This is a genomic window from Microbacterium zouquanmingi (assembly GCF_052266695.1).
In the GTDB taxonomy this organism is placed as follows: Bacteria; Actinomycetota; Actinomycetes; order Actinomycetales; family Microbacteriaceae; genus Microbacterium.
The window spans coordinates 234,609-254,240 of record NZ_JBQPQZ010000006.1; the positions used below are offsets into that span (position 1 = coordinate 234,609).

General features: G+C 65.8%; 20 protein-coding genes and 2 tRNA genes. 9 read left to right on the forward strand and 13 right to left on the reverse strand.

All coding sequences use genetic code 11. The annotated features are described in order from the left end of the window. Positions 1–55: 55 nt before the first annotated feature. Genes ACTU6U_RS13970 through ACTU6U_RS13980 form a run of 3 tightly spaced genes read left to right on the forward strand, consistent with a single transcriptional unit; the run spans position 56 to position 3,918 of the window. On the forward strand, positions 56–1,090 hold the full coding sequence (locus ACTU6U_RS13970; protein WP_443469722.1) for a phosphotransferase family protein: 1,035 nt from the start codon (positions 56–58) through the stop codon (positions 1,088–1,090). Then, entirely contained in the window at positions 1,090–2,304 is a 1,215-nt protein-coding gene (locus ACTU6U_RS13975) for an acyl-CoA dehydrogenase family protein (RefSeq protein WP_443469723.1), read from the forward strand. The genes ACTU6U_RS13970 and ACTU6U_RS13975 overlap by 1 nt, the downstream gene beginning before the upstream one ends. Positions 2,305–2,340: 36 nt before the next feature. Then, complete coding sequence (locus tag ACTU6U_RS13980; protein WP_443469724.1) at positions 2,341–3,918, forward strand: AMP-binding protein; 1,578 nt, start codon at positions 2,341–2,343, stop codon at positions 3,916–3,918. A 62-nt stretch (positions 3,919–3,980) separates the two neighbouring features. Here ACTU6U_RS13980 and ACTU6U_RS13985 read toward each other — a convergent pair whose 3' ends face one another. From ACTU6U_RS13985 to ACTU6U_RS14035, 11 genes are all read right to left on the reverse strand, one after another. After that, positions 3,981–5,264 (reverse strand): ABC transporter substrate-binding protein, encoded by a 1,284-nt coding sequence (locus ACTU6U_RS13985; RefSeq protein WP_443469725.1) that lies wholly within the window; start codon positions 5,262–5,264, stop codon positions 3,981–3,983. Then, complete coding sequence (locus ACTU6U_RS13990; protein WP_443469726.1) at positions 5,161–6,309, reverse strand: branched-chain amino acid ABC transporter permease; 1,149 nt, start codon at positions 6,307–6,309, stop codon at positions 5,161–5,163. Before ACTU6U_RS13990 ends, ACTU6U_RS13985 begins: the two co-directional genes overlap by 104 nt. Next, a complete protein-coding gene (locus ACTU6U_RS13995; RefSeq protein WP_443469727.1) occupies positions 6,306–7,184 on the reverse strand; it encodes a branched-chain amino acid ABC transporter permease in 879 nt (292 codons plus the stop codon). The genes ACTU6U_RS13990 and ACTU6U_RS13995 overlap by 4 nt, the downstream gene beginning before the upstream one ends. Then, positions 7,184–7,903: an ABC transporter ATP-binding protein gene (locus tag ACTU6U_RS14000; RefSeq protein ID WP_443469728.1), complete on the reverse strand. Its 720-nt coding sequence runs from the start codon at positions 7,901–7,903 to the stop codon at positions 7,184–7,186. Before ACTU6U_RS14000 ends, ACTU6U_RS13995 begins: the two co-directional genes overlap by 1 nt. Continuing rightward, a complete protein-coding gene (locus ACTU6U_RS14005) occupies positions 7,900–8,661 on the reverse strand; it encodes an ABC transporter ATP-binding protein (protein WP_443469729.1) in 762 nt (253 codons plus the stop codon). The genes ACTU6U_RS14000 and ACTU6U_RS14005 overlap by 4 nt, the downstream gene beginning before the upstream one ends. 101 nt (positions 8,662–8,762) lie before the next feature. Next, positions 8,763–9,497, reverse strand: coding sequence for an SDR family NAD(P)-dependent oxidoreductase (locus ACTU6U_RS14010; RefSeq protein ID WP_443469730.1), 735 nt, complete (start codon positions 9,495–9,497; stop codon positions 8,763–8,765). Next, on the reverse strand, positions 9,494–10,501 hold the full coding sequence (locus tag ACTU6U_RS14015; RefSeq protein ID WP_443469731.1) for an NADPH:quinone oxidoreductase family protein: 1,008 nt from the start codon (positions 10,499–10,501) through the stop codon (positions 9,494–9,496). Before ACTU6U_RS14015 ends, ACTU6U_RS14010 begins: the two co-directional genes overlap by 4 nt. After that, positions 10,485–11,078 (reverse strand): TetR/AcrR family transcriptional regulator, encoded by a 594-nt coding sequence (locus ACTU6U_RS14020; RefSeq protein WP_443469732.1) that lies wholly within the window; start codon positions 11,076–11,078, stop codon positions 10,485–10,487. Before ACTU6U_RS14020 ends, ACTU6U_RS14015 begins: the two co-directional genes overlap by 17 nt. Before the next feature lie 52 nt (positions 11,079–11,130). Continuing rightward, positions 11,131–11,871 (reverse strand): SDR family oxidoreductase, encoded by a 741-nt coding sequence (locus ACTU6U_RS14025; RefSeq protein WP_443469733.1) that lies wholly within the window; start codon positions 11,869–11,871, stop codon positions 11,131–11,133. Between the two features lie 61 nt (positions 11,872–11,932). Further along, positions 11,933–13,066: an aminotransferase class V-fold PLP-dependent enzyme gene (locus ACTU6U_RS14030; RefSeq protein WP_443469734.1), complete on the reverse strand. Its 1,134-nt coding sequence runs from the start codon at positions 13,064–13,066 to the stop codon at positions 11,933–11,935. 45 nt (positions 13,067–13,111) lie between these two features. Continuing rightward, on the reverse strand, positions 13,112–13,915 hold the full coding sequence (locus ACTU6U_RS14035) for a hypothetical protein (RefSeq protein WP_443469735.1): 804 nt from the start codon (positions 13,913–13,915) through the stop codon (positions 13,112–13,114). 104 nt (positions 13,916–14,019) lie between these two features. Here ACTU6U_RS14035 and ACTU6U_RS14040 point away from each other — a divergent pair, with 104 nt between their 5' ends. The 6 genes from ACTU6U_RS14040 (at position 14,020) to ACTU6U_RS14065 (ending at position 19,250) form a co-directional block, all read left to right on the forward strand. Beyond that, positions 14,020–14,463 (forward strand): hypothetical protein, encoded by a 444-nt coding sequence (locus ACTU6U_RS14040; RefSeq protein ID WP_443469736.1) that lies wholly within the window; start codon positions 14,020–14,022, stop codon positions 14,461–14,463. 207 nt (positions 14,464–14,670) lie between these two features. After that, positions 14,671–15,117, forward strand: a complete 447-nt coding sequence (ectA, locus tag ACTU6U_RS14045; protein ID WP_443469770.1) for a diaminobutyrate acetyltransferase — start codon at positions 14,671–14,673, stop codon at positions 15,115–15,117. Between the two features lie 73 nt (positions 15,118–15,190). Next, on the forward strand, positions 15,191–16,519 hold the full coding sequence (gene ectB / locus ACTU6U_RS14050) for a diaminobutyrate--2-oxoglutarate transaminase (RefSeq protein WP_443469737.1): 1,329 nt from the start codon (positions 15,191–15,193) through the stop codon (positions 16,517–16,519). Then, a complete protein-coding gene (locus ACTU6U_RS14055; protein ID WP_443469738.1) occupies positions 16,516–16,908 on the forward strand; it encodes an ectoine synthase in 393 nt (130 codons plus the stop codon). Before ectB ends, ACTU6U_RS14055 begins: the two co-directional genes overlap by 4 nt. Before the next feature lie 49 nt (positions 16,909–16,957). Beyond that, positions 16,958–17,854, forward strand: coding sequence for an ectoine hydroxylase (gene thpD / locus ACTU6U_RS14060; RefSeq protein ID WP_443469739.1), 897 nt, complete (start codon positions 16,958–16,960; stop codon positions 17,852–17,854). Positions 17,855–18,170: 316 nt separating this feature from the next. Further along, positions 18,171–19,250: a 3-deoxy-7-phosphoheptulonate synthase gene (locus tag ACTU6U_RS14065; RefSeq protein ID WP_443469740.1), complete on the forward strand. Its 1,080-nt coding sequence runs from the start codon at positions 18,171–18,173 to the stop codon at positions 19,248–19,250. A gap of 176 nt (positions 19,251–19,426) precedes the next feature. Here ACTU6U_RS14065 and ACTU6U_RS14070 read toward each other — a convergent pair. Beyond that, positions 19,427–19,499, reverse strand: a tRNA-Ala gene (locus ACTU6U_RS14070). Positions 19,500–19,527: 28 nt separating this feature from the next. After that, positions 19,528–19,601, reverse strand: a tRNA-Ile gene (locus ACTU6U_RS14075). Positions 19,602–19,632: the final 31 nt, after the last annotated feature.

The window sequence follows — 19,632 nt, forward strand, 5'->3', positions numbered from 1 at the left end:
CATCCGGTATGGTTAGGTGACGGCTCACCGCAGAGTCGCAGGAAGGTGGGCGCAGATGCCTGAAGTTCCCGGGCTCGACGTGACGGCACTGACCGCGTGGCTGACTGCCACCCATCCTGAGATCGACGTGCCAGCCGCATTGCATGCTGCCGTGATCGCCGGTGGGCGCAGCAACCTGACCTACTCCGTCGACGGGGCTGCGATCCCGCTGATTCTGCGCAGGCCGCCGCTCGGACACGTGCTCTCCAGTGCTCATGACATGGGCCGCGAGCACCGGGTGATCTCAGCTCTCGCCGGCACCCCGATCCCGGTTCCGGTCGCCATCGACATCGTCGACGACACCGACGGCACCATCACCGGCACGCCCTTCTTCCTGATGAAGCGCGCACCGGGCCGCGTGCTGTCATCGCGCACGCAGAACAGCGAGTACACCGCCTCGGGACTCCACCAGCTCAGCATTCGACTGGTGGAGCATCTCGCGGATCTGCACGCGGTCGACCCCGCGGCGGTGGGCCTGGGCGACTTCGGCCGCCCGGATGGTTACCTCACCAGGCAGCTCTCGACCTGGCGCCGACAGCTCGACGCCTCCCGGTCTCGCGAGACACCCAACCTCGACCGTCTGCAGGACAGTCTCGTCCAGGACATCCCCCAGACCTCGTGGAGCGGCATCGTGCACGGCGACTACCGCCTCGACAATGCCCTCGTGGACGGGCCGAGTGACCATCCGCGCATCTCCGCGATCCTCGATTGGGAGATGGCAACCCTGGGCGACCCGCTCGTCGACCTCGGCATCTTCGCGCTGTACTGGGACCTCGCCGACCTTCCCGGTGGCGGCAGTGCCGTACCGAGCGCCGTCGACCAGAACGCGGGATACCCGAGCTTCGATGAGCTCGCCGACGCGTACGCCGCGCACGCCGGCATCGTGCTGCCCAGCCTCAACTGGTACCGCGCATTCGCCGCATACAAGCTCGCCGTCATCCTGGAGGGCATCCACTACCGTTACCGCGCCGGCGACACCGTCGGCGACGGATTCGAACGAATGGGCGGACTCGTCGAGCCGCTCGCACAGAAAGGACTGCGGGTGCACTGATGGACTTCGCCCCTGATACACGAACCTCCGAGATCACCGCGCAAGTGCGCGCGTTCATCGACGAAGAGGTCATCCCCGCGGAGCCCGTGCTCGAGCACCAGCTCGCGGCGACTCCCGATGAGTGGTCGTTCCGCCCGATCGTTCGCGAACTGCAGCAGAAGGCGCGCGAACGCGGACTGTGGAACCTGTTTCTGCCCGGCGACCCCGCAGTGACGGGCGCCGCCGGGCTCACCAACCTGCAATATGCGGCGGTCGCCGAGCTCACCGGGTGGAGCCCCAAGCTCGCACCGGTCGCCCTCAACTGCGCAGCCCCTGACACCGGAAACATGGAGGTGGTGAACGAGTTCGGCACGCCAGAGCAGAAGCAGCAGTGGCTGACGCCGCTGCTGAACGCCGAGATCCGCAGTGCGTTCTGCATGACCGAACCGGATGCCGCCTCCAGCGACGCCACGAACATCGGCACCAGCATCCGGCGCGTAGGAGACGAGTACGTCATCGACGGTCGGAAGTGGTGGTCGACGGGCGCCATGAACCCGGATGCCGCGATCTTCATCGTCATGGGCAAGACCGATCCGAACGCAGATCGCCACCGTCAGCAGTCGATGATCCTCGTCCCCAGAGACACCCCTGGCGTGCGCATCACCCGTCCACTGACTGTCTTCGGGTACGACGATCGTGACCACGGCGGCCACGCCGAAGTGGAGTTCACCGGCGTCCGGGTACCGGCGTCGAACCTGATCGCCGGAGAGGGCGATGGATTCGCCATCGCGCAGGCGCGACTGGGCCCAGGCCGCATCCACCACTGCATGCGCGCCATCGGCATGGGGGAGCGGGCGCTGTCGCTGCTGACCGCCCGGGCCAACTCCCGGCACACGTTCGGGTGCACGCTTGCCGAACAGGGCGTGATTCGGGAGTGGGCAGCGGAAGCCCGCATCCAGCTCGAGGCGCTGCGACTGCTGGTGCTGAAGACCGCGTGGCTGATGGACACCGTCGGAAACCGCAAGGCGATGACCGAGATCCAGGCCATCAAGATCGCCGTTCCCCGCGCGATCCAGACGATCATCGACCGGGCCATTCAGGTGCACGGCGGTGCGGGTGTCTCCAGCGATACCCCACTCGCCGAACTGTACGCCGGGATTCGCTCGCTGCGGATCGCCGACGGACCAGACGAAGTGCATCTCTCGAGCCTCGGCCGCGCGCAGCTGCGCCTCTGACATCTACCCACCGACATCCACGTCAAAGGAGACATGATGACCCACACCCCAGACCCCGCCGTTGATGGACCGGGCTTCCCGACGCTCTCGGTCGCCTCGATCCTCGCCGAATCAGCCGTTCGGCACGCTGACCGTCCGGCCATGCACTTCGCCGGCACAACCACCACCTACAGCCAGCTGTGGGACCAGACCCGGGCGTACGCCGGAGCACTGCGTGCAAGGGGCGTCGGCAAGGGCGACCGCGTCGCGCTGCTGATCCCCAACGTGCCGGATTTTGCCCGCGCCTATTACGCGGTGCTGTCGCTCGGGGCGATCGCCGTGCCGGTGCACCTGCTGTTCAAGGCCGAGGAGATCGCGTACGTGCTGCGGGATTCCGAGGCGGATCTGCTGATCGTCGCAGCACCCCTGCTCGGCGAGGCAGTCCCTGCCGCACACGAAGCCCAGGTCCCATTGACGACGGTGCTGCTCCCCCCGGATGCCGGAGTCGAGCTTCCTCGTCTGGAGGTGGAAGCCGCGGCATCCGAACCGATCGCCCGTCACGTGGCGACGGGAGCGCTGGATGCCGCGACGATCCTCTACACGAGCGGAACGACTGGCACCCCGAAGGGCGCCGTCGGCAGCCACCTCTCGATCGTCGAGCAGGTGCACACGACCCTCATCGACGCGTTCGACCTGCGCGCCTCCGACGTCGTCTTCGGCGGTCTTCCGCTGTTCCACACGTTCGGCCAGACCGCGGTGATGAACATGGCCTTCCGGGTGGGGGCATCGGTCATCCTGCTGCCGCGCTTCGATCCGGACGAGGCCCTGGCGCTGATGGTGGCGCAGCAGGCAACGGTGTTCACGGCGGTGCCGACGATGTACGTCGGGATGCTGGAGGCTGCCCGCCGCTCTACTGACAGGCCGCCGCTGCGCTATGCGGTCTCGGGAGGCGCAGCGCTGCCGGTGGCAGTTCTCGAATCCTTCCACGATGCCTATGACGCCGATGTTCATGAGGGCTACGGGCTCACCGAGACTGCGCCGACTGTGTCGTCGAACCCGCTCGGAACGCCGATCCGTCCCGGAACAGTCGGCCGCACGCTGTGGGGTGTCGATGTCGCCATCGCCGACCCGGAGGTCGATGACTGGATCGTCCTCGACGAAGAGCCCGGCGCACTCGGCGAGATCGTCGTCCGCGGCCACAACCTCTTCAAGGGATACCTCGGGCGCGCGGATGCCTCCGCGGCAGCCGTTGTCGACGGCTGGTTCCGCACCGGCGATCTCGGCACCTACGTCGATGGCGTCCTGACGGTCATCGACCGCAAGAAGGACATGATCGTGCGCTCGGGCTACAACGTGTACCCCACCGAGGTCGAGGCCGTGCTCGCCCGCCACCCCGGAATCGCCGTCGCCGCCGTCTTCGGCGTTGCCGACGACGTCAAGGGCCAGGAGGTGCACGCGGCCGTCGTCGCCCTCGACGGTGCAGAGCTCGACGCCGAAGAGGTCATCTCCTTCGTTCGCGATCGGATCGCGGCCTACAAGTACCCCCGCGTGATCCACCTGGTCAGCGAGCTGCCCCTTGGCAGCAGCGGCAAGGTTCTCAAGCGCGAACTGGTGGAGCAGTTCTCCGCTGTGTGAGCACTGAGATGCCGAAAGAGGCGGCCCGGATCTGATCCGGACCGCCTCTTCTGTGCTACCGGTCAGGACCCGGGCACCCCTTCAGCGGTGAGCTTCACGGGTGACTGATCGACCACGGTGATCTCGCCGCCCTCGACCATGTAGGTTGAGCCGACGTAGTCCTGCACGCCCTGATCGACCATGCTGATTCCGACGCCGAGATAGGCGGCGTGGTTGTCGCTGCTGAACGAGAGCGGGAGGATGCCGTTGCCGACGAGATCGCCCGAGCGCACAGCATCCACCAACGACGCGCGCGTCGGGTTCTCACCCGCGGCGGCGAGCGCCTCTGCGAACAGGTAGGCAACGCTCATACCGTAGATGGTGTTGCCGTCGAAAGGTGCACCATCGTTGTACTCGTCGTTGATCTGTGTGAACAGCGTGACCCACTCGCTGTCACCGTCGAGTGCGGGCAGGTAGTTCGTTCCGACGAATCCCTGCAGGAGCTTGGGCCCGACCTCTTCACCGAGGTATCCGATCAGTGTCGGGTAGTCCGCGCCAGAGGACGAGGAGAACCACTGCGGGAACCAGCCCAGCTGCGCGGCGGTGCCCACGGCGAGCGCGGTGAACCCGTTGATCGTGCCGAGGATGTTGATCTCGCAGCCGGCCGCCTGCATCGCGCCGATCTGCGCGGTGACGTCCTGGTTCGAGGTCGAATAGCGCTCGACGTGCGCGAGGCCGCCCTCGCCGAGAGCGAGCTCGGCGCCGACGATCATCTCATCGCCGAAGTCGTCGTCCTGCCCGAGCAAGCAGACCACCTTGTCGGGATACTCGTCCGCGGCGTACTGCGCGAGGGCAGCGCCCTCGACGACATAGTCGGCATTGAACCCGAACGTGAAGGGGTACTTCTCGGGCTGGTTCCAGTTGGTGGAGCCGGAGGCGACGAAGAGGTCGGGCACCTCGTTCTGGTTGAGGAAGTCGAGCACGGCGTTGTGCGGCGCCGTGCCGAGACCGTTGACGATCGCGAAGACCTCGTCCTCCTGCACGAGTTCTCGCACGACGTTGAGGGTGGTGGCCGGGTTGTACCCGTCATCCTTGACGATGTACTCGATCTCGCGCCCGTTCACACCGCCCTTCTCATTCAGGTAGGCGAAGTACGCCGTGGCTGCGGCCGAGATCGACGCGTAGCCTGCGGCAGCGGGTCCGGTGAGCGGGGTGTGCGTGCCGATCGTGACGGTGTCGTCTGTGACACCGGGAGTCGCGACATCAGTCCCGGTCTGAGCGGGTGTGCTGCAGCTGGCGAGCGCGATCGTCAGGGCTGAGGCCGTGACGAGGGTCGCGATCCGCCGCAGCGGGGAGTGCTGTGACATGGTCCACCTCTTTCGTTGATACGGGTTTTGCTGAACGGATGCGGAGGCTTGCGAGCCCTCCTGGACGGGCGAGGATCGTGATGATGAGCAGTACGCCGAACACGAGCACCGGCAGGTTTCCGGCGAGACGCTGAGCCAGCTCTGACGGCAACGGGAGAGCTGCGGTCGCGGCGCCGATGGCCCACGGCAGCATCACGACGAGGACGGCACCGATTGCCGCGCCGCCGATGCTGCCGAGTCCGCCGAGGACGGCGGCGACCAGCAGGAGGAGCGAGAACGCCAGGGTGTAGGCGCCGGGGCTCACCGACTGGGTGATGAAGCAGAGCACCGCACCGCCTGCCCCTGCGGCGAGGGCGCTGACGGTGAAGGCGCTGACCTTGACCCGGCCAGCGGCCACGCCGTTGAGGCGGGCAGCGGTCTCATCGTCGCGGACAGAGCGCATCCGCAGTCCGAGGGCGCCGGCGCGCAGCAGCGCGAGGGTCGTGACGACGACGCCTGCGACGAGGATGGCCACCCAGGCCTGCCACTGCTCCAGCGCGATGATCATGCGCAGGGCCTCGGGCACTCCGTCATATGCGATCTGCAGGCCCTGGTCTCCTCGGAAGACTCCGGAGAACACCGCGGTGACCGCGGGGACGGCGATGACGAGCGCGAGAGTGACACCGGCGAGATAGGGGCCGTGCAGGCGTGCTGCGGCGAGCCCCAGCAGCAGCCCGAGGAGACCAGCGGCGATGACTGCGACGAGGAACGACACCACGAACCGCACGGCACCATCGATGCCGACTTCGGTCATGGCGTTGGAGGTCAGGGCATAGCCATAGCCGCCGGTGGCCATGAGGGCTGCGTGTCCGAGTGAAAGCTGTCCGCTCTGACCGACCAGCAGCGTGAGGCCGGCAACGGTGCAGAACGTCGCAGCGATGGTGGCGAGTTGGAAGTTGCGATACGGATCCAGCAGGAACGTGCCGCCGATGGCGAGCAGGGTGAGGATCACGCCGAAGATGATCGTCCGGCGAGGTCCCCCGAGCCCTGGCAGTATGCGAGTCATGCGGTACGCGCCTCTCGAAGGGAGAACACTCCGCCTGGTCGCAGCAGCAGCACCGCGACCAGCAGCAGGAGCACGCCGATCGGCGCGGCTGTAGCGCCGAGGTAACCGGTGATCAGGGTCATGAGAACTCCGACGACGAGTCCGCCGAGCATCGCGCCGGCCGGAGAATCAAGACCGCCGACGACCGCCACGGCGAATGCGTAGACGAAGAGCATGTCGGTGGAGTGCGGGTTGAGACCGAGCTCCGTGGGAACCAGCAGGATCGCGGCGAGCGCCGCGACTGCGCTCGAGAGCATCCACCCGATCGTCACCATCCGGTTCACCCGCACGCCAAGCACGCGGGAGACTTCGGGAGAGAAAGCGGATGCGCGCAGCTGCAGGCCGAGGGAGGTGCGCGTGAACAGAATGGCAAGACCCGCCATCACCACGAGTGCAACCGCGAGGATGAACAGATCGTTCGGCGACAGCAGCGGCACACCGCCGACGATGATGGGCGCGTCGTCGAACGGCGCGGTCATCGGCCGGTACTGCGGACCGAACAGGATGCCGAGCAGCGACTGCAGCACCAGTACGAGGCCGATCGCGACGATGACTCCCGTGAGGGGATTGGCCTGCGGAGCGAAGCGCATCACCCCGCGTTCCACGACGAGACCGACGACGGCGCCAGCGATCAGTCCTGCGCCAAGGCCCGCGAAGTAGTTGCCGGTGAGTCCGCTCACCGCGAAGGCGACGTAGGTGGCGACTAGTGCCATCGCACCCTGGGCGAAGTTGATGATGCGCGCTGCCCGCCAGATCAGCACGAGCGACAGCGCGAACAGCGCGAAGATCGCTCCGCGGGCAAGACCGGTGGCGACGAGAAAGGCGAGACGATCCATCAGAACCCCAGGTAGGCGTGTCGTATGGCGGCGTCGCCGGCGAGTTCGGATGCCGGAGCATCCGCCACCAGGCGACCAAGGTCGAGCACTGCACCTCGATCGGCGATCGAGAGCGCGCTGGTCACGTTCTGCTCAGCGAGCAGGACCGTGATGCCGTACTGCACGGCCGCGTCGCGGAGCGTGGCCATCAGCTGCGCGACCACGAGCGGAGCGAGTCCGAGCGACGGTTCGTCGAGAGCGAGCACCCGCGGCTGCGAGATGAGGGCGCGGCCGAGAGCCAGCATCTGGCGCTCCCCGCCGGAGAGCTGGTGACCGTCGGCAGTGCGACGCCTGGCGAGCGGCTCGAACAGCTCGAAGATGTCGGCGATCGCCCGCTCTCTGGCGGCACCCCGGTGACGCCAGAGAGCACCGAGCCGCAGGTTCTCCTCGACGGTCAGTTCGCCGACGACGCTCTGACCTTCCGGTACGAGCGCCACACCGCGGCGGGCGCGGTCCTCCGTGCGCAGAGCGCCGAGGTCTTCTCCGTCGAGCGAGATGGATCCGGATGCCGCCGGCACGAGCCCTGCGAGCGTGCGAAGCAACGTGGTCTTTCCCGCGCCGTTCGCGCCGAGCAGGGCCACGATCTCACCTGCCTGCAGATCGATGCTGACCTGCTGCAGGACCGGCGCGCCGCCGTAGCCGACCGTGAGGTCGCTGATCGTGAGAGCCGCGCCGTTCATGCTGACAGCTCCTCTGCCGCGGCATCCGCCGCTTTCACGCCGAGGTAGGCCTCTTCGACGCGCGGGTCACCTCGGACTTCGGCGGGAGAGCCGCAGGCGATCATCCGGCCGAAGTCGAGCACCACGATGCGATCGGCGATGCCCATGACGAAGTCGACGTGGTGCTCGACGAGGAGCACCGCGCACCCGGCATCCGCCACCTGACGCACGGTGGCGCCCAGCGACTGGATGTCTTCTGCTCCCAGGCCTCCGGCCGGCTCATCCAGCAGCAGCATCGACGGCCCCGTGACAAGAGCCCTGGCGAGGGCTGTGCGCTTGCGGTCGGGGTAGGCGAGAGAGTCGACCGGGCGATCTGCGAGGGCGGTCAGGTCCAGGGCGTCGAGCTGTGCATCGACGGCGTCGTCGGCGTCCTTTCGCCCTGCGACCGGCACCCGCACGTTCTCGCGCACGCTCAGCCCCCTGAAGAGCCCGAGGCCCTGAAGCGTGCGGGCGAGCCCTCTGGCCGTGAGACCGGCTGTGCGCCGCGGCACCGGCCGACCGTCGAGCGTGATCTGACCGCGGGTGCGCACCAGTGCGCAGATCGCGTTGAACACCGTGGTCTTGCCCGCGCCGTTCGGTCCGATCAGTGCGACGACTTCTCCTGGACGCACGGTGAAAGAGACGTCGTCGACGGCGGTCAGACCGCCGAACGTCACCGTGAGATGGCTCACGTCGAGCCTGGCGGGCTGGGCCCCAGGCTGCAGGCTTTGGGTATTCATCGGCACCTCTTCGTGTCGCTGGTGTGATCACCATACATCAGAAACCGACCGGGCGGTATGTTCTTGTTGCAGAAATGTACTGTTCGCGTGGACCGGCTGCGTCAGCGGTGCGGGATGCCAGCGATCATGCCGCCGTCGACGACGAACTCCGCGCCGTTCGTGAACGCAGAGGCATCGCTTGCCAGGAAGACGATGGTGCCGACGAGGTCCTCCGGCTGGCCGGGGCGACCGAGGGGGATGTCGAGGTGCGCGGGGTCGATGCGGCTCGTCATCGAGGTGTTGATGAACCCGGGGTGGACCGAGTTCACCCTGATGCCGAACTGCCCGAGCTCGACGGCGAGCGATGCAGACAGTCCTCGTACGCCGAACTTCGCCGCGGTGTAGCCGTGGAGGCCGGGGCTGCCGCGCATTCCCTCCACGGAGGAGATGTTGATGATCGACCCACGACCGTGCTCTTTCATCACGGGCACCACGGCGCGGCATCCGAAGAAGGTGCCGGTCAGGTTCACCGCGATCACCGCGTTCCACTTCTCGGTCGTGAAGTGCTCGATGGGTGCGGCGTTGGCGATGCCGGCATTGTTCACCAGCACGTCGACGGTGCCGAAGGCCTGCACGGCAGAGGCTGCGGCGCTCTCCCACTGCGCTTCGTCCGTGACGTCGAGCGGAACGAACACGGCGCGGTCTTCGAGCTCTGCCGCGAGTTCTCGCCCGGCATCCTCAAGAATGTCGGCGATGACGACGCGCGCACCCGCAGCATGCAGTCCGCGGACGTACGCCTCACCGATCCCGCGCGCCCCACCGGTGACGAGGGCGACCCGACCGCCGAGGTCGGTCACTCGGTCACCTGAATGACCACGCGACCCACGGTCGTGCCCGTCGCGAGCTTCGTGATCGCGGCCGGTGCGTCATCGAAGGCGACGACGTGATCAACGACGGGCGCGATCTTTCCCTCGTCGAAGAGTCGGATGAGCTCGTCATGCGCAGCATCCACGAGGTGCGGCATCCGCTCTTGGTACAGCCCCCAGTAGAGGCCGAGCACGGCGTAGTTCTTCACGAGGGCGTGACTCACGGTGAGCTGCGGGATCTCGCCGCTCGCGAAACCGATCACCACGATGCGGCCCTCGAAAGCGACAGCGCGTGTGGACGCGGTGAATGCCGCGCCACCGACCGGGTCGAAGACGACATCGGCGCCGTGACCCTCGGTGATGCGCTTGACCTCACTGGCGATGTCGCCGCCGCGCAGGATGACATGCTCTGCTCCCGCAGCGCGCGCGACCTCGGCCTTCTCCTCAGATCCGACGACGCCGATCACGCGTGCGCCGGCGGCGACGCCGAGCTGTACGGTGGCAGCGCCCACCCCGCCTGCGGCGGCGTGCACGAGAAGCCATTCGCCCGCCTTCAGCTCTGCCCGGCGATGCAGGGCGAACCACGCGGTCTGGTAGGCGATGTTGAGTCCGGATGCCGCGACGAAGTCGAAGCTGTCCGGAATGGGGTGGACGGATGCTGCATCCACCGCCGCGTATTCGGCGAGCACTCCGATCTTGCCGGCGACAACCCTGTCGCCGATCTGGAAGGCTGTGACTCCGGCTCCGACAGCGGCGACCGTGCCACTGCACTCGACCCCCGGAATGAAGGGGAGCTCTGGCTTCACCTGGTATTCGCCTCGGGCGAGCAGCACATCCGGGAAGTTCGCTGCGACCGCGGCGACGCGGATGAGCACCTCTGCGTCGGTCGGCACCGGAGTGGGAAGACTCTGCTGCGTCAGCGCGTCTTGCGGTTCACCGAGCTGGGTGACCTGCCAGGCGCGCATGGACTGTGGGACTTCAGTGTGGGATGGCATCCGTTCTCCTCAGACTCGTCAGGAACAGGTCGGTGATCTGCTCAGCGATGAGCGTCTTTCCCTCCGGGCCCTCCGCGGAGTACCAGTGCGAGAGGTAGTGCAGGTCGCTGAAGAAGTGTGCGGCGAGCAGCGCGGTGGGGATGTCGCTGCGGTAGATGCCGTCGCGCTGTCCGCGCTCGATGAGGGCCGCGAACTCGTCGTGGTACGCGCGACGGCGACGGGTCACCTCCTGCTGGCGCGGCTCGGAGAGCATGTGCATGCTGCGGAAGAACACGGCACCAGCGCTGATGTGATCGATCGACGTCTCGAGAACGTCGACGCACACGGCACGCAGCACCTCGTCGACCTCTCCGCCACCCGCGATGATCTTGTCGAGGTGCTCCTTCTGCAGTGAGAGCAGGGAGTCGTAGATACCGAAGAGCAGATCGTCCTTCGACTCGAAGTAGTGGTACATGGCACCCTTGGTGACGCCAGCGGCCTCGACGATCTGCTGAACACTGGTGTTCGCATAGCCCTTGGTCGAGAACAGCTCGACCGCAGCGCGCATGACGTCTTCTGAGACGTGTGAATCCTTCATACCCTCATCTTTCCGCGAAACACGATTGTCCGTGGTGCGTGCGTGCCGACTCTCACAGTGGACGGATGCTGGCTCCGCCATCGATGGACAGCGTCTGACCGGTCATCCATGCCGCGTCCTCAGAGAGCAGGAAGGCGACCGGGCCGGCGACGTCTGCGGGCTCACCGAGCCGCGCGAGCGGATAGCCGGCGGCGACTTCGCTCTCGCGCCCGTCGTACAGCGCCTTGGCGAAGGCCGTCTTGATCACGGCGGGAGCGACGGCGTTGACCCGGATCTTCGGGGCGACTTCGTAGGCGAGCTGAATCGTGAGGTTGATGAGCGCGGCTTTGGAGATGCCGTAGAACGCGATCCCAGGACTCGCGCTGAGACCCGCGACCGAGGCGATGTTCACGATGCTGCGCGTGAGCCCAGCGGCGAGCGCCGTACGCGACCAGTCAAGGGCCGCGACGACGTTGACCTCGAGGATCTTGCGCGCAGCGTCTGCGTCGACATCGACGATCGGACCGTAGACGGGGTTGATCCCGGTGTTGTTCACCAGGTGGTCGAGGCGGCCGTGGTGCGAGGCGATGTGCGCGAAGACCGCGGCGCGGTGCTCAGCGTCGTCGGCTCGTCCGGCAATGCCTGTTGCGGCGGTTCCGAGTTCAGCGACTGCGGCATCGAGCGCCTCCTGCTTGCGGCCGGTGATGACGACCGAGCCGCCTTCAAAGACGATCCGCTCGGCGATCGCGAAGCCTATTCCTCGGCTCGCGCCGGTGATCAGCGAAACGGTGCCGTCGAAGCGTGTTGCGGGCATGGCGCCTCCTTGCGCTGTTGTCCATACCGTCTAGTCGGTTTGGACAACAGTAGCACGCGGGTCAGCGCCCCATCGCGTCGAGTGCCGTCTCCAGCCGCGCGATCGTGCCGTCGACGTCAGCGAGCTTGTCGAGGCCGAAGAGGCCCAGGCGGAAGGTCGAGAAACCGGCCGGCTCATCGCAGTGCAACGGCACACCGGCCGCGATCTGCAACCCCTGCTCCTTGAACGCCGCGCCCGACTTCAGCGCGGGGTCGTCGGTGTGCACGACGACGACACCGGGGGCTGCGCAGTTGGATGCCGCAACCGACGCCAGCCCGCGCGACGCCAGCAGCTCGCGCACGCGCGTGCCGAGTTCGATCTGCGCGTCACGCAGGGCTTCGAAGCCACGGTCACGCGTCTCGATCATGGCACCGAGGTTGCGCAGCAGCGCATCCGTCGGCATGGTCGCGTGATACGCCGCACGTCCCGCGCGGTATTCGTCGGCGATCGACAGCCACTTGGCGAGATCCATCGCGAAGCTGGTCGATGCTCGAGTGATCACGGCATCCCGACCCGCCTCGCTGAGCATGACGTACCCGGCGCACGGCGTTCCGCTCCACCCCTTCTGCGGTGCGCTGAGCAGCACGTCGACGCCAAGCGCCTTCATGTCGACCCACATCGCACCGGAGGCGATGCAGTCCAGCACCAGCAGAGCGCCGACCTCGTGCGTCGCCTCAGCGAGAGTGCGGATGTAGTCGTCGGGCAGGATCATTCCCGCAGCGGTCTCGACGTGCGGCGCGAAGACGACCTCCGGCTGGCGAGCGCGGATCGCTGCGACGACGCTCTCGATCGGTGCGGGAGTCCAGGCCGACTGCACGTCGTCGCTCTCGGGGTGTGCGGTGAGCACCGTGACGTCGTCGCTGATGCCGCCGGCATCCAGAATCTGTGACCACCGGAAGGAGAACAGGCCATTGCGCACCACGAGCGTACGTCGTCCGGTCGCGAGCTGGCGCGCCACGGCTTCCATCGCGTAGGTGCCGCCGCCGGGGACGATCGCCGACGTATGCGCGTTGTACGCCTCTTCCAGAATGCTCAGGATCTGGGGCATCGCCTCGACGAATCGGGCGGACATGTGGTTGAGGGAACGATCTGTGAAGACCACCGAGTACTCGAGAAGACCACCAGGATCGACGTCATCGTGCGGAAGTGCGCTCATGCGCCCCAGCATCCCACACCACAGTGAGCGTGGGTCAGTCTCGTATCAGCCGACCGGAGTGATCTCGACGGGCTCGCCGAGGTCGTAGTAGGTCTGCCGTGTCGTATCACTGATGCCCATCATCTGGATCGTCGCTTCGCTGCCAGTAGGCGTCCAGTCGGCTTCGAACCACACCGAGTACTGAGAAATCGGGATCTCGTTCCATGAGAACCCCGCACTGCTGGTGATCCGATGCGACGAAGAGACGGTACCGTCTCCCAACGGGAAATCCTCGACCGGCCCGACAACCCAGGTTGGGCTCGAACCGATCATCTCTGCCGCCATCGATGGGTCCGAGAAGACCCTGTACAGCTCACCGGCGACCCCCGCCATCTGCTCTTCGAGATCTTCGGAGGTCACATCACCTCTGATCCACCCGGCTCCGCGGTCGATCCACATCGAGTCATCGATGAACGTCATGTGCACATCGCCTTCGGAGGTTGTCAGAGTGCCCTGAAACTCGAATCGCGGCGTGTAACGGAAGACGATCTCACCGGTTCCCGTGCCTCCCGCGATTGACTCCCGGCCGCTGCCGTAGCTAGACAGCGCCGTCTGCACGCAGGCACCCAGACCCTGACCGTCCAACGTGGCTCCTGGTGTGAGGTCGAGCGTCGTGCATTCCACAGGAGACGCCCAGGCCACATCGGCTGCGCTCGCGGTCGGCTGCGCTGCTTCAGTGCCGTTCACAGGCTTCTCGTCGGGTTCCGGTGCGGAGCATGCGGTGACCAGAGCGAGAGAACCGACGGTGAGGACAGTTGCGGCGATCCTGCGAATCATGCGGCGACCGGCGCGAGTGTTCGAGAAAGTCATTCACACAGGATCCCATAGTGGGTGGTGGCGTTCTGGTCAGAAATCAAGAAGCACTCGGCCCGACTGATTCGTAGGCTCGGATCACCATTGAGAAGGAGAACCCGATGACCGAGAAGAACTTCACCGACGAAGAACGCGACGCGATGAAAGCCAAGCTGGTCGAGAGCAAGACGAAGCGCTCGCGCGCGAAGAAGAGTCCAGAAGAGGCGCGCACCGAGGGTGCGGCAGAGATTCAGGCGAAGCTCGCGGACATGCCGGACGAAGATCGGATGCTGGGCGAGAAGCTCACTGCGATGGTGACCGAGAACGCGCCTCACCTGATCCCGAAGACCTATTACGGCATGCCCGCGTGGGCGAACGAGGCGGGCAAAGTGGTCTGCTTCTTCAAGCCGAAGTCCAAGTTCAAGGTGCGCTACGCGACCTTCGAGTTCGACACCGCCGCCCAGCTCGACGATGGCAACGTGTGGCCGACGGCGTACGCCGTGACAACGCTGACCGATGCCGATCTGACCTTCCTCGCCGAGCAAGTGCGTCACGCGGCACGCTGATTTGAGGTCGAGCGGTCAGCGTGACACTGTGGAGAGGATGCTTCTTATCTCTACGTGCGCCCCGATCTGGGATGGTGACACTCTCTGACCTCCGCCGGCTCGACTGAGCCGAGAAGGTCACCACACGCTGCGCATATCGATGCGCAGTCAGGCAGGACGAGCCTGATTCGTCCCCCACGCATCGATGAGGGCATCGACCTCTGGCGCATCGCGCGCGACTCGCAGACACTCGATCTGAACTCCTCCTACGCCTACGTTCTGTACGCCAGGGATTTCGCCTCGACGTGCCGGATCGCCCTCGTGGACGAGCATCCGGCCGGCTTCGTTCTGGGCTACCGGCGTCCTGCCGACCCCTCCTGCCTTTTCGTCTGGCAGGTCGCCGTCGACGCCCGGTTCCGCGGGTTGGGCCTCGCCGGGCGGATGCTCGATTCACTGATTCACGACTCCGGCGAGACCGCCGTGCGGACTCTGCAGACGACCATCACCGACGACAACGTCGCCTCGCAGCGCACTTTCCGCAGCCTCGCGAACCGCTGGGGCAATGCGCCGATGACCGTCACTCCCCTTTTCGAGACCGCGCATCTGAGCCTTGAGGGGCCGGATGCCGATCTCCACGATCCTGAACGGCTGTACGAGATCGGTCCGCCGATGTAGCCGTCGCCATCCGCCCGACCTCGGGCGGCGTGCACTCCCCGCACGACGACAACAAGGAGGAGAACCACCCCAAATGAATATCTTCACCCAGCTGGAATCCGAAGTCCGCAGCTACTCGCGCTCGTGGCCGGTCGTGTTCGACCGGGCCGTCGGCAGCATGATGTACGACGAGTCGGGCGCCGAGTACCTGGACTTCTTCTCAGGTGCCGGAGCGCTCAACTACGGACACAACAATCCTGAGCTGAAGAAGGTCCTCATCGACTATCTGGCCGATGACCGTGTCATGCACTCGCTCGATATGTTCACCACGGCCCGACGTGACTTCCTCGAGGCGTTCGACGAGGTGCTGCTCGAGCCCCGCGGCCTCGACTACAAGGTCGTTTTCCCTGGCCCCGGTGGCGCCAACGCCGTCGAGGCCGCGCTGAAGCTCGCGCGCAAGGTCACCGGTCGCGAATCGGTCATCAACTTCACGAATGCCTTCCACGGCATGACGCTCGGTGCGCTCTCCGTCACTGGAAACTCGCTCAAGCGGGGCGGAGCAGGTGTGCCGCTCGTCCACGCGACACCGATGCCTTTCGACGACTACTTCGACGGCGACTACCCGGACTTCTTCTACTTCGAGCGCCTGCTCGAAGACTCCGGCAGCGGCCTGAACACACCCGCAGCCGTCATCGTCGAGACGGTGCAGGGCGAGGGCGGGATCAACGCCGCGCGTGCCGAATGGCTTCGTCAGCTGGCAGCACTCTGCAAGAAGCACGAAGTGCTGCTCATCGTCGATGACGTGCAGATGGGCTGTGGCCGCACCGGGGACTTCTTCAGCTTCGAAGAGGCCGGCATCGTCCCCGACATCGTATGCCTGTCGAAGTCGATCAGTGGTTATGGCATCCCCATGGCGCTGACCCTGATCAAGCCGGAACTCGACATCTGGCAGCCCGGCGAGCACAATGGCACCTTCCGCGGAATCGGTCCCGCGTTCGCGACCGGCGCCGCGGCACTGCGCCGCTACTGGTCCGATGACGCGCTGCGCGACGCGACGATCACCAAGGGCGCACGCGTCGAGGGCTGGTTCAACATGATCGCCGCCCGCTACCCGCAGCACGAGCTGTTCGCGAAGGGACGCGGGCTTGCCCGCGGACTGCAGTTCCCCTCGGGTGAGCTGGCGGATGCCGTCTGCAGGGCCGCGTTCGAGCGCGGGCTGCTCATGGAGACCTCAGGGCCAGAGGGCGAGGTCATGAAGATCCTTCCCGCGCTCACCATCACCGATGCCGAGCTCGCTCGAGGACTGCGCATCATCGACGAGTCCGTGTGTGCGGTACTCGGGGAACCGGACCCGGATGCCGCGGCGCACGCCAACCTGACCATCGAAAACGACATCGAAGACAAGGAGAACACCCCCGCATGATCGTCCGCACACTCGACGAGATCACCGACACCGACGCCGACATCAAGACCGAGAACTGGCGCAGCAAGCGCATCGTGCTCGCGAAGGAGAAGGTGGGCTTCTCGGTGCACGAGACCACGCTCTACGCGGGAACCGTGAGCCGGTTCTGGTACGCGAACCACATCGAGGCCGTGTTCGTCGTGGCCGGTGAGGGAGAGATCACCGAACTCGCCAACGGCAAGACGCACCAGCTCGCACCCGGCTCGCTGTACCTGCTGAACGACCACGACAAGCACGAGGTGCGTCCGCGCACCGAGATGCGGGTCGTGTGTGTGTTCAACCCGCCGGTCACCGGGCGCGAGGTGCACGACGAGAACGGCGTGTACCCGCTGGTGACCGAACCGGCCTGAGCCACCGCACGCACTACCCACCACCGCACAAGAGACAGGAGAACGAAGCATGACAACCACGACGTCCGCAGAGGACCTGTTCCCGACCCGACTGGCCACACCGAGTGATTTCATCGCTCGCACGCAGCCCGCTGTGTGGGGTTCTGACGGCGACGGCCCCTTCGAGGAGGCCGAGCTGGAAGCTCATGAGCGGCGCGGATACACAATGATCGACGATTTCATCTCCGGCGATGACGTTGCGCTGTACACGAGTGAGCTCGATCGACTTGCCGCGGATCAAGCGTTACAGGATGACCCTCGGATGATCACCGAACGCACCACCGGCACGGTGCGCTCGGTGTTCGAGGTGGAGAAGCTGAGCGGCGTGCTCGACGCCCTCGCCCGTGACCCGAAGGTGCTTGATCGGGCCCGGCAGATCGTCGGGTCAGAGGTGTACCTGCATCAGACCCGCATCAATTACATGCCGACCTTCACGGGCACCGGCTTCTACTGGCACTCGGACTTCGAGACCTGGCATGCCGAAGACGGGATGCCGCTGCCGCGGGCGGTGAGTCTGTCGATCGCACTGACCGACAACTATCCATTCAACGGCGGGCTCATGGTGATGCCTGGTTCGCACCGCACGTTCGTGCCGGCTGTGGGCAAGACGCCCGACAACAACCATGAGCAGTCGCTGCAGGCGCAGGAGGCAGGTGTGCCCAGTCACGCCGCCATCACTGCGCTGGCCGAGAAGTACGGGATCGATCAGTTCACGGGAGCCGCAGGGTCTGCACTGTGGTTCGACTCGAACATCATGCACGGTTCGGGAAACAACATCACCCCGTACGCGCGATCGAATGTGTTCATGGTGTTCAACAGCGTCGAGAACGCGCTGGTGGATCCGTTCGCCGCGAAGTCTCCCCGCCCGGAGCACATCGCCAACCGCGATTTCACGCCGCTGCGCTGACGGAGCCTCGCCCCCGCCTTCGCCCCCGCCCTCGCCCCCGCCCTCGCAAACCTGCAAAACCACGCCGAGACGGCGTCGATTCGCTGCAGTCTCGGCGTGGTTTTGCAGGTTTGGTGGAATCGAGGGGCAGCGGATGGGGTAGTGTCTTTCGCATGACAACCCGTTGGTATGCGTATTTCGAGTCGGCTCTGGAGGGGCCGGTGCAGAAGTAGCGCCCACCAACCTTCAGAGCCGACAAGCCAGAGCATTTGCTCTGGCTTTCGCCGTTTCGGCGGGCTCTGCATCGGGGGTCCGTCTCCGACAGAGGACAGGACCCATGAGCACCATCACAGCCACCGAATCCACCGCAGACCTGCACGTCGCCGAATTCACCACTCTCCCCACTCCGGGCGACATCGCAGCTGAGCTGTCGATCGGCGATGAGCGTTCTGCTCTTGTCGCTCGCACGCGCGATGAAGTGCGCGCGATCATGGCGGGGGAGGATGATCGCCTGCTCGTCGTCGTCGGTCCCTGCTCGATCCACGACACCGCGGCGGGTCTCGAGTACGCCGGCAAGCTCGTGCGGGAGGCCGAGGCACACCGCGATGATCTGCTGATCGTGATGCGCACCTACTTCGAGAAGCCACGAACGACGATCGGCTGGAAGGGTCTCATCAACGACCCGCACCTCGACGGCAGCCATGACATCGAGACCGGACTGCGCATGGCACGCGGATTCCTGCGTGACGTCACAGCCCTCGGGATGCCGTGTGCAACGGAGTTCCTCGAACCGATCAGCCCGCAGTACACCGCCGACCTCATCACGTGGGGCGCCATCGGCGCACGCACCACCGAGAGCCAGATCCACCGCCAGCTAGCATCTGGCCTGTCGATGCCGATCGGTTTCAAGAACGGCACCGACGGCGGGCTTCAGGTGGCGCTGGATGCCGCATCCGCAGCATCCGCTCCGCAGGCGTTCCTCGGGATCGGTGAGGACGGGCGGGCGAGTCTGGTGGCGACGACGGGCAACCCCGACACGTCGATCATCCTGCGCGGAGGCGCCGATGGCCCCAACTACGACGCATCACACGTGGCAGAGGCATCGCGCCGGTTGGGTGCCGCAATGCTCACTCCTCGCGTGATTGTCGACGCGAGCCACGCCAACAGCGGCAAGGACCACGTGCGGCAGGCCGTCGTGGCCCGCGAGCTGGGGGAGCAGATTGCTGCTGACGGTGCGGCAATCGCCGGCGTCATGCTCGAGAGCAACCTCGTCGCCGGAGCACAGAAGCTTGACATCGCGGCTGGACGCACACGCCTGACCCACGGACAGAGTGTGACGGATGCCTGCATGGGATGGGATGCCACGACCGCAGCCCTCGCCGAACTGGCCGACGGAGTGCGCCGGCGCCGCGCGTGACTCCCCCGTGCAAGGAGTCGCTCAGGTCGCAAAATAAGCCGCTTAGGCGCGCTCAAAGCGGCCGTTTTCGCGACCTGGGCGGGCGACGCGGAGCACACCCGAGTTGTTAACAGGAGTTGTTAACATGTGGAAACTGCAGAACCCCCGGAATCTGGACGATTCCGGGGGTTCATCTGTGGAGCCTAGGAGATTCGAACTCCTGACATCCTGCTTGCAAAGCAGGCGCTCTACCAACTGAGCTAAGGCCCCTTGCGGTATTCAATTTTAGTGTAAAACGTGGGGCTACCAGGACTTGAACCTGGGACCTCTTCATTATCAGTGAAGCGCTCTAACCGCCTGAGCTATAGCCCCGTCAACCTCCAAGACTTTACCTGAGATTTTC

Bases quoted from the DNA above. Each gene is read 5' to 3' on its own strand.
- ACTU6U_RS14030 (WP_443469734.1), bottom strand. From the start codon at position 13,066: ATGAGCGCACTTCCGCACGATGACGTCGATCCTGGTGGTCTTCTCGAG.
- ACTU6U_RS14040 (WP_443469736.1), top strand. From the start codon at position 14,020: ATGACCGAGAAGAACTTCACCGACGAAGAACGCGACGCGATGAAAGCC.
- ACTU6U_RS13970 (WP_443469722.1), top strand. From the start codon at position 56: ATGCCTGAAGTTCCCGGGCTCGACGTGACGGCACTGACCGCGTGGCTG.
- ACTU6U_RS13975 (WP_443469723.1), top strand. From the start codon at position 1,090: ATGGACTTCGCCCCTGATACACGAACCTCCGAGATCACCGCGCAAGTG.
- ACTU6U_RS13985 (WP_443469725.1), bottom strand. From the start codon at position 5,264: ATGTCACAGCACTCCCCGCTGCGGCGGATCGCGACCCTCGTCACGGCC.
- ACTU6U_RS14020 (WP_443469732.1), bottom strand. From the start codon at position 11,078: ATGAAGGATTCACACGTCTCAGAAGACGTCATGCGCGCTGCGGTCGAG.
- ACTU6U_RS14005 (WP_443469729.1), bottom strand. From the start codon at position 8,661: ATGAATACCCAAAGCCTGCAGCCTGGGGCCCAGCCCGCCAGGCTCGAC.
- ACTU6U_RS14000 (WP_443469728.1), bottom strand. From the start codon at position 7,903: ATGAACGGCGCGGCTCTCACGATCAGCGACCTCACGGTCGGCTACGGC.
- ACTU6U_RS13990 (WP_443469726.1), bottom strand. From the start codon at position 6,309: ATGACTCGCATACTGCCAGGGCTCGGGGGACCTCGCCGGACGATCATC.
- ACTU6U_RS14065 (WP_443469740.1), top strand. From the start codon at position 18,171: ATGAGCACCATCACAGCCACCGAATCCACCGCAGACCTGCACGTCGCC.
- ACTU6U_RS14015 (WP_443469731.1), bottom strand. From the start codon at position 10,501: ATGCCATCCCACACTGAAGTCCCACAGTCCATGCGCGCCTGGCAGGTC.
- ACTU6U_RS13980 (WP_443469724.1), top strand. From the start codon at position 2,341: ATGACCCACACCCCAGACCCCGCCGTTGATGGACCGGGCTTCCCGACG.
- ectB (WP_443469737.1), top strand. From the start codon at position 15,191: ATGAATATCTTCACCCAGCTGGAATCCGAAGTCCGCAGCTACTCGCGC.
- ACTU6U_RS13995 (WP_443469727.1), bottom strand. From the start codon at position 7,184: ATGGATCGTCTCGCCTTTCTCGTCGCCACCGGTCTTGCCCGCGGAGCG.
- thpD (WP_443469739.1), top strand. From the start codon at position 16,958: ATGACAACCACGACGTCCGCAGAGGACCTGTTCCCGACCCGACTGGCC.
- ACTU6U_RS14025 (WP_443469733.1), bottom strand. From the start codon at position 11,871: ATGCCCGCAACACGCTTCGACGGCACCGTTTCGCTGATCACCGGCGCG.
- ACTU6U_RS14055 (WP_443469738.1), top strand. From the start codon at position 16,516: ATGATCGTCCGCACACTCGACGAGATCACCGACACCGACGCCGACATC.
- ACTU6U_RS14035 (WP_443469735.1), bottom strand. From the start codon at position 13,915: ATGACTTTCTCGAACACTCGCGCCGGTCGCCGCATGATTCGCAGGATC.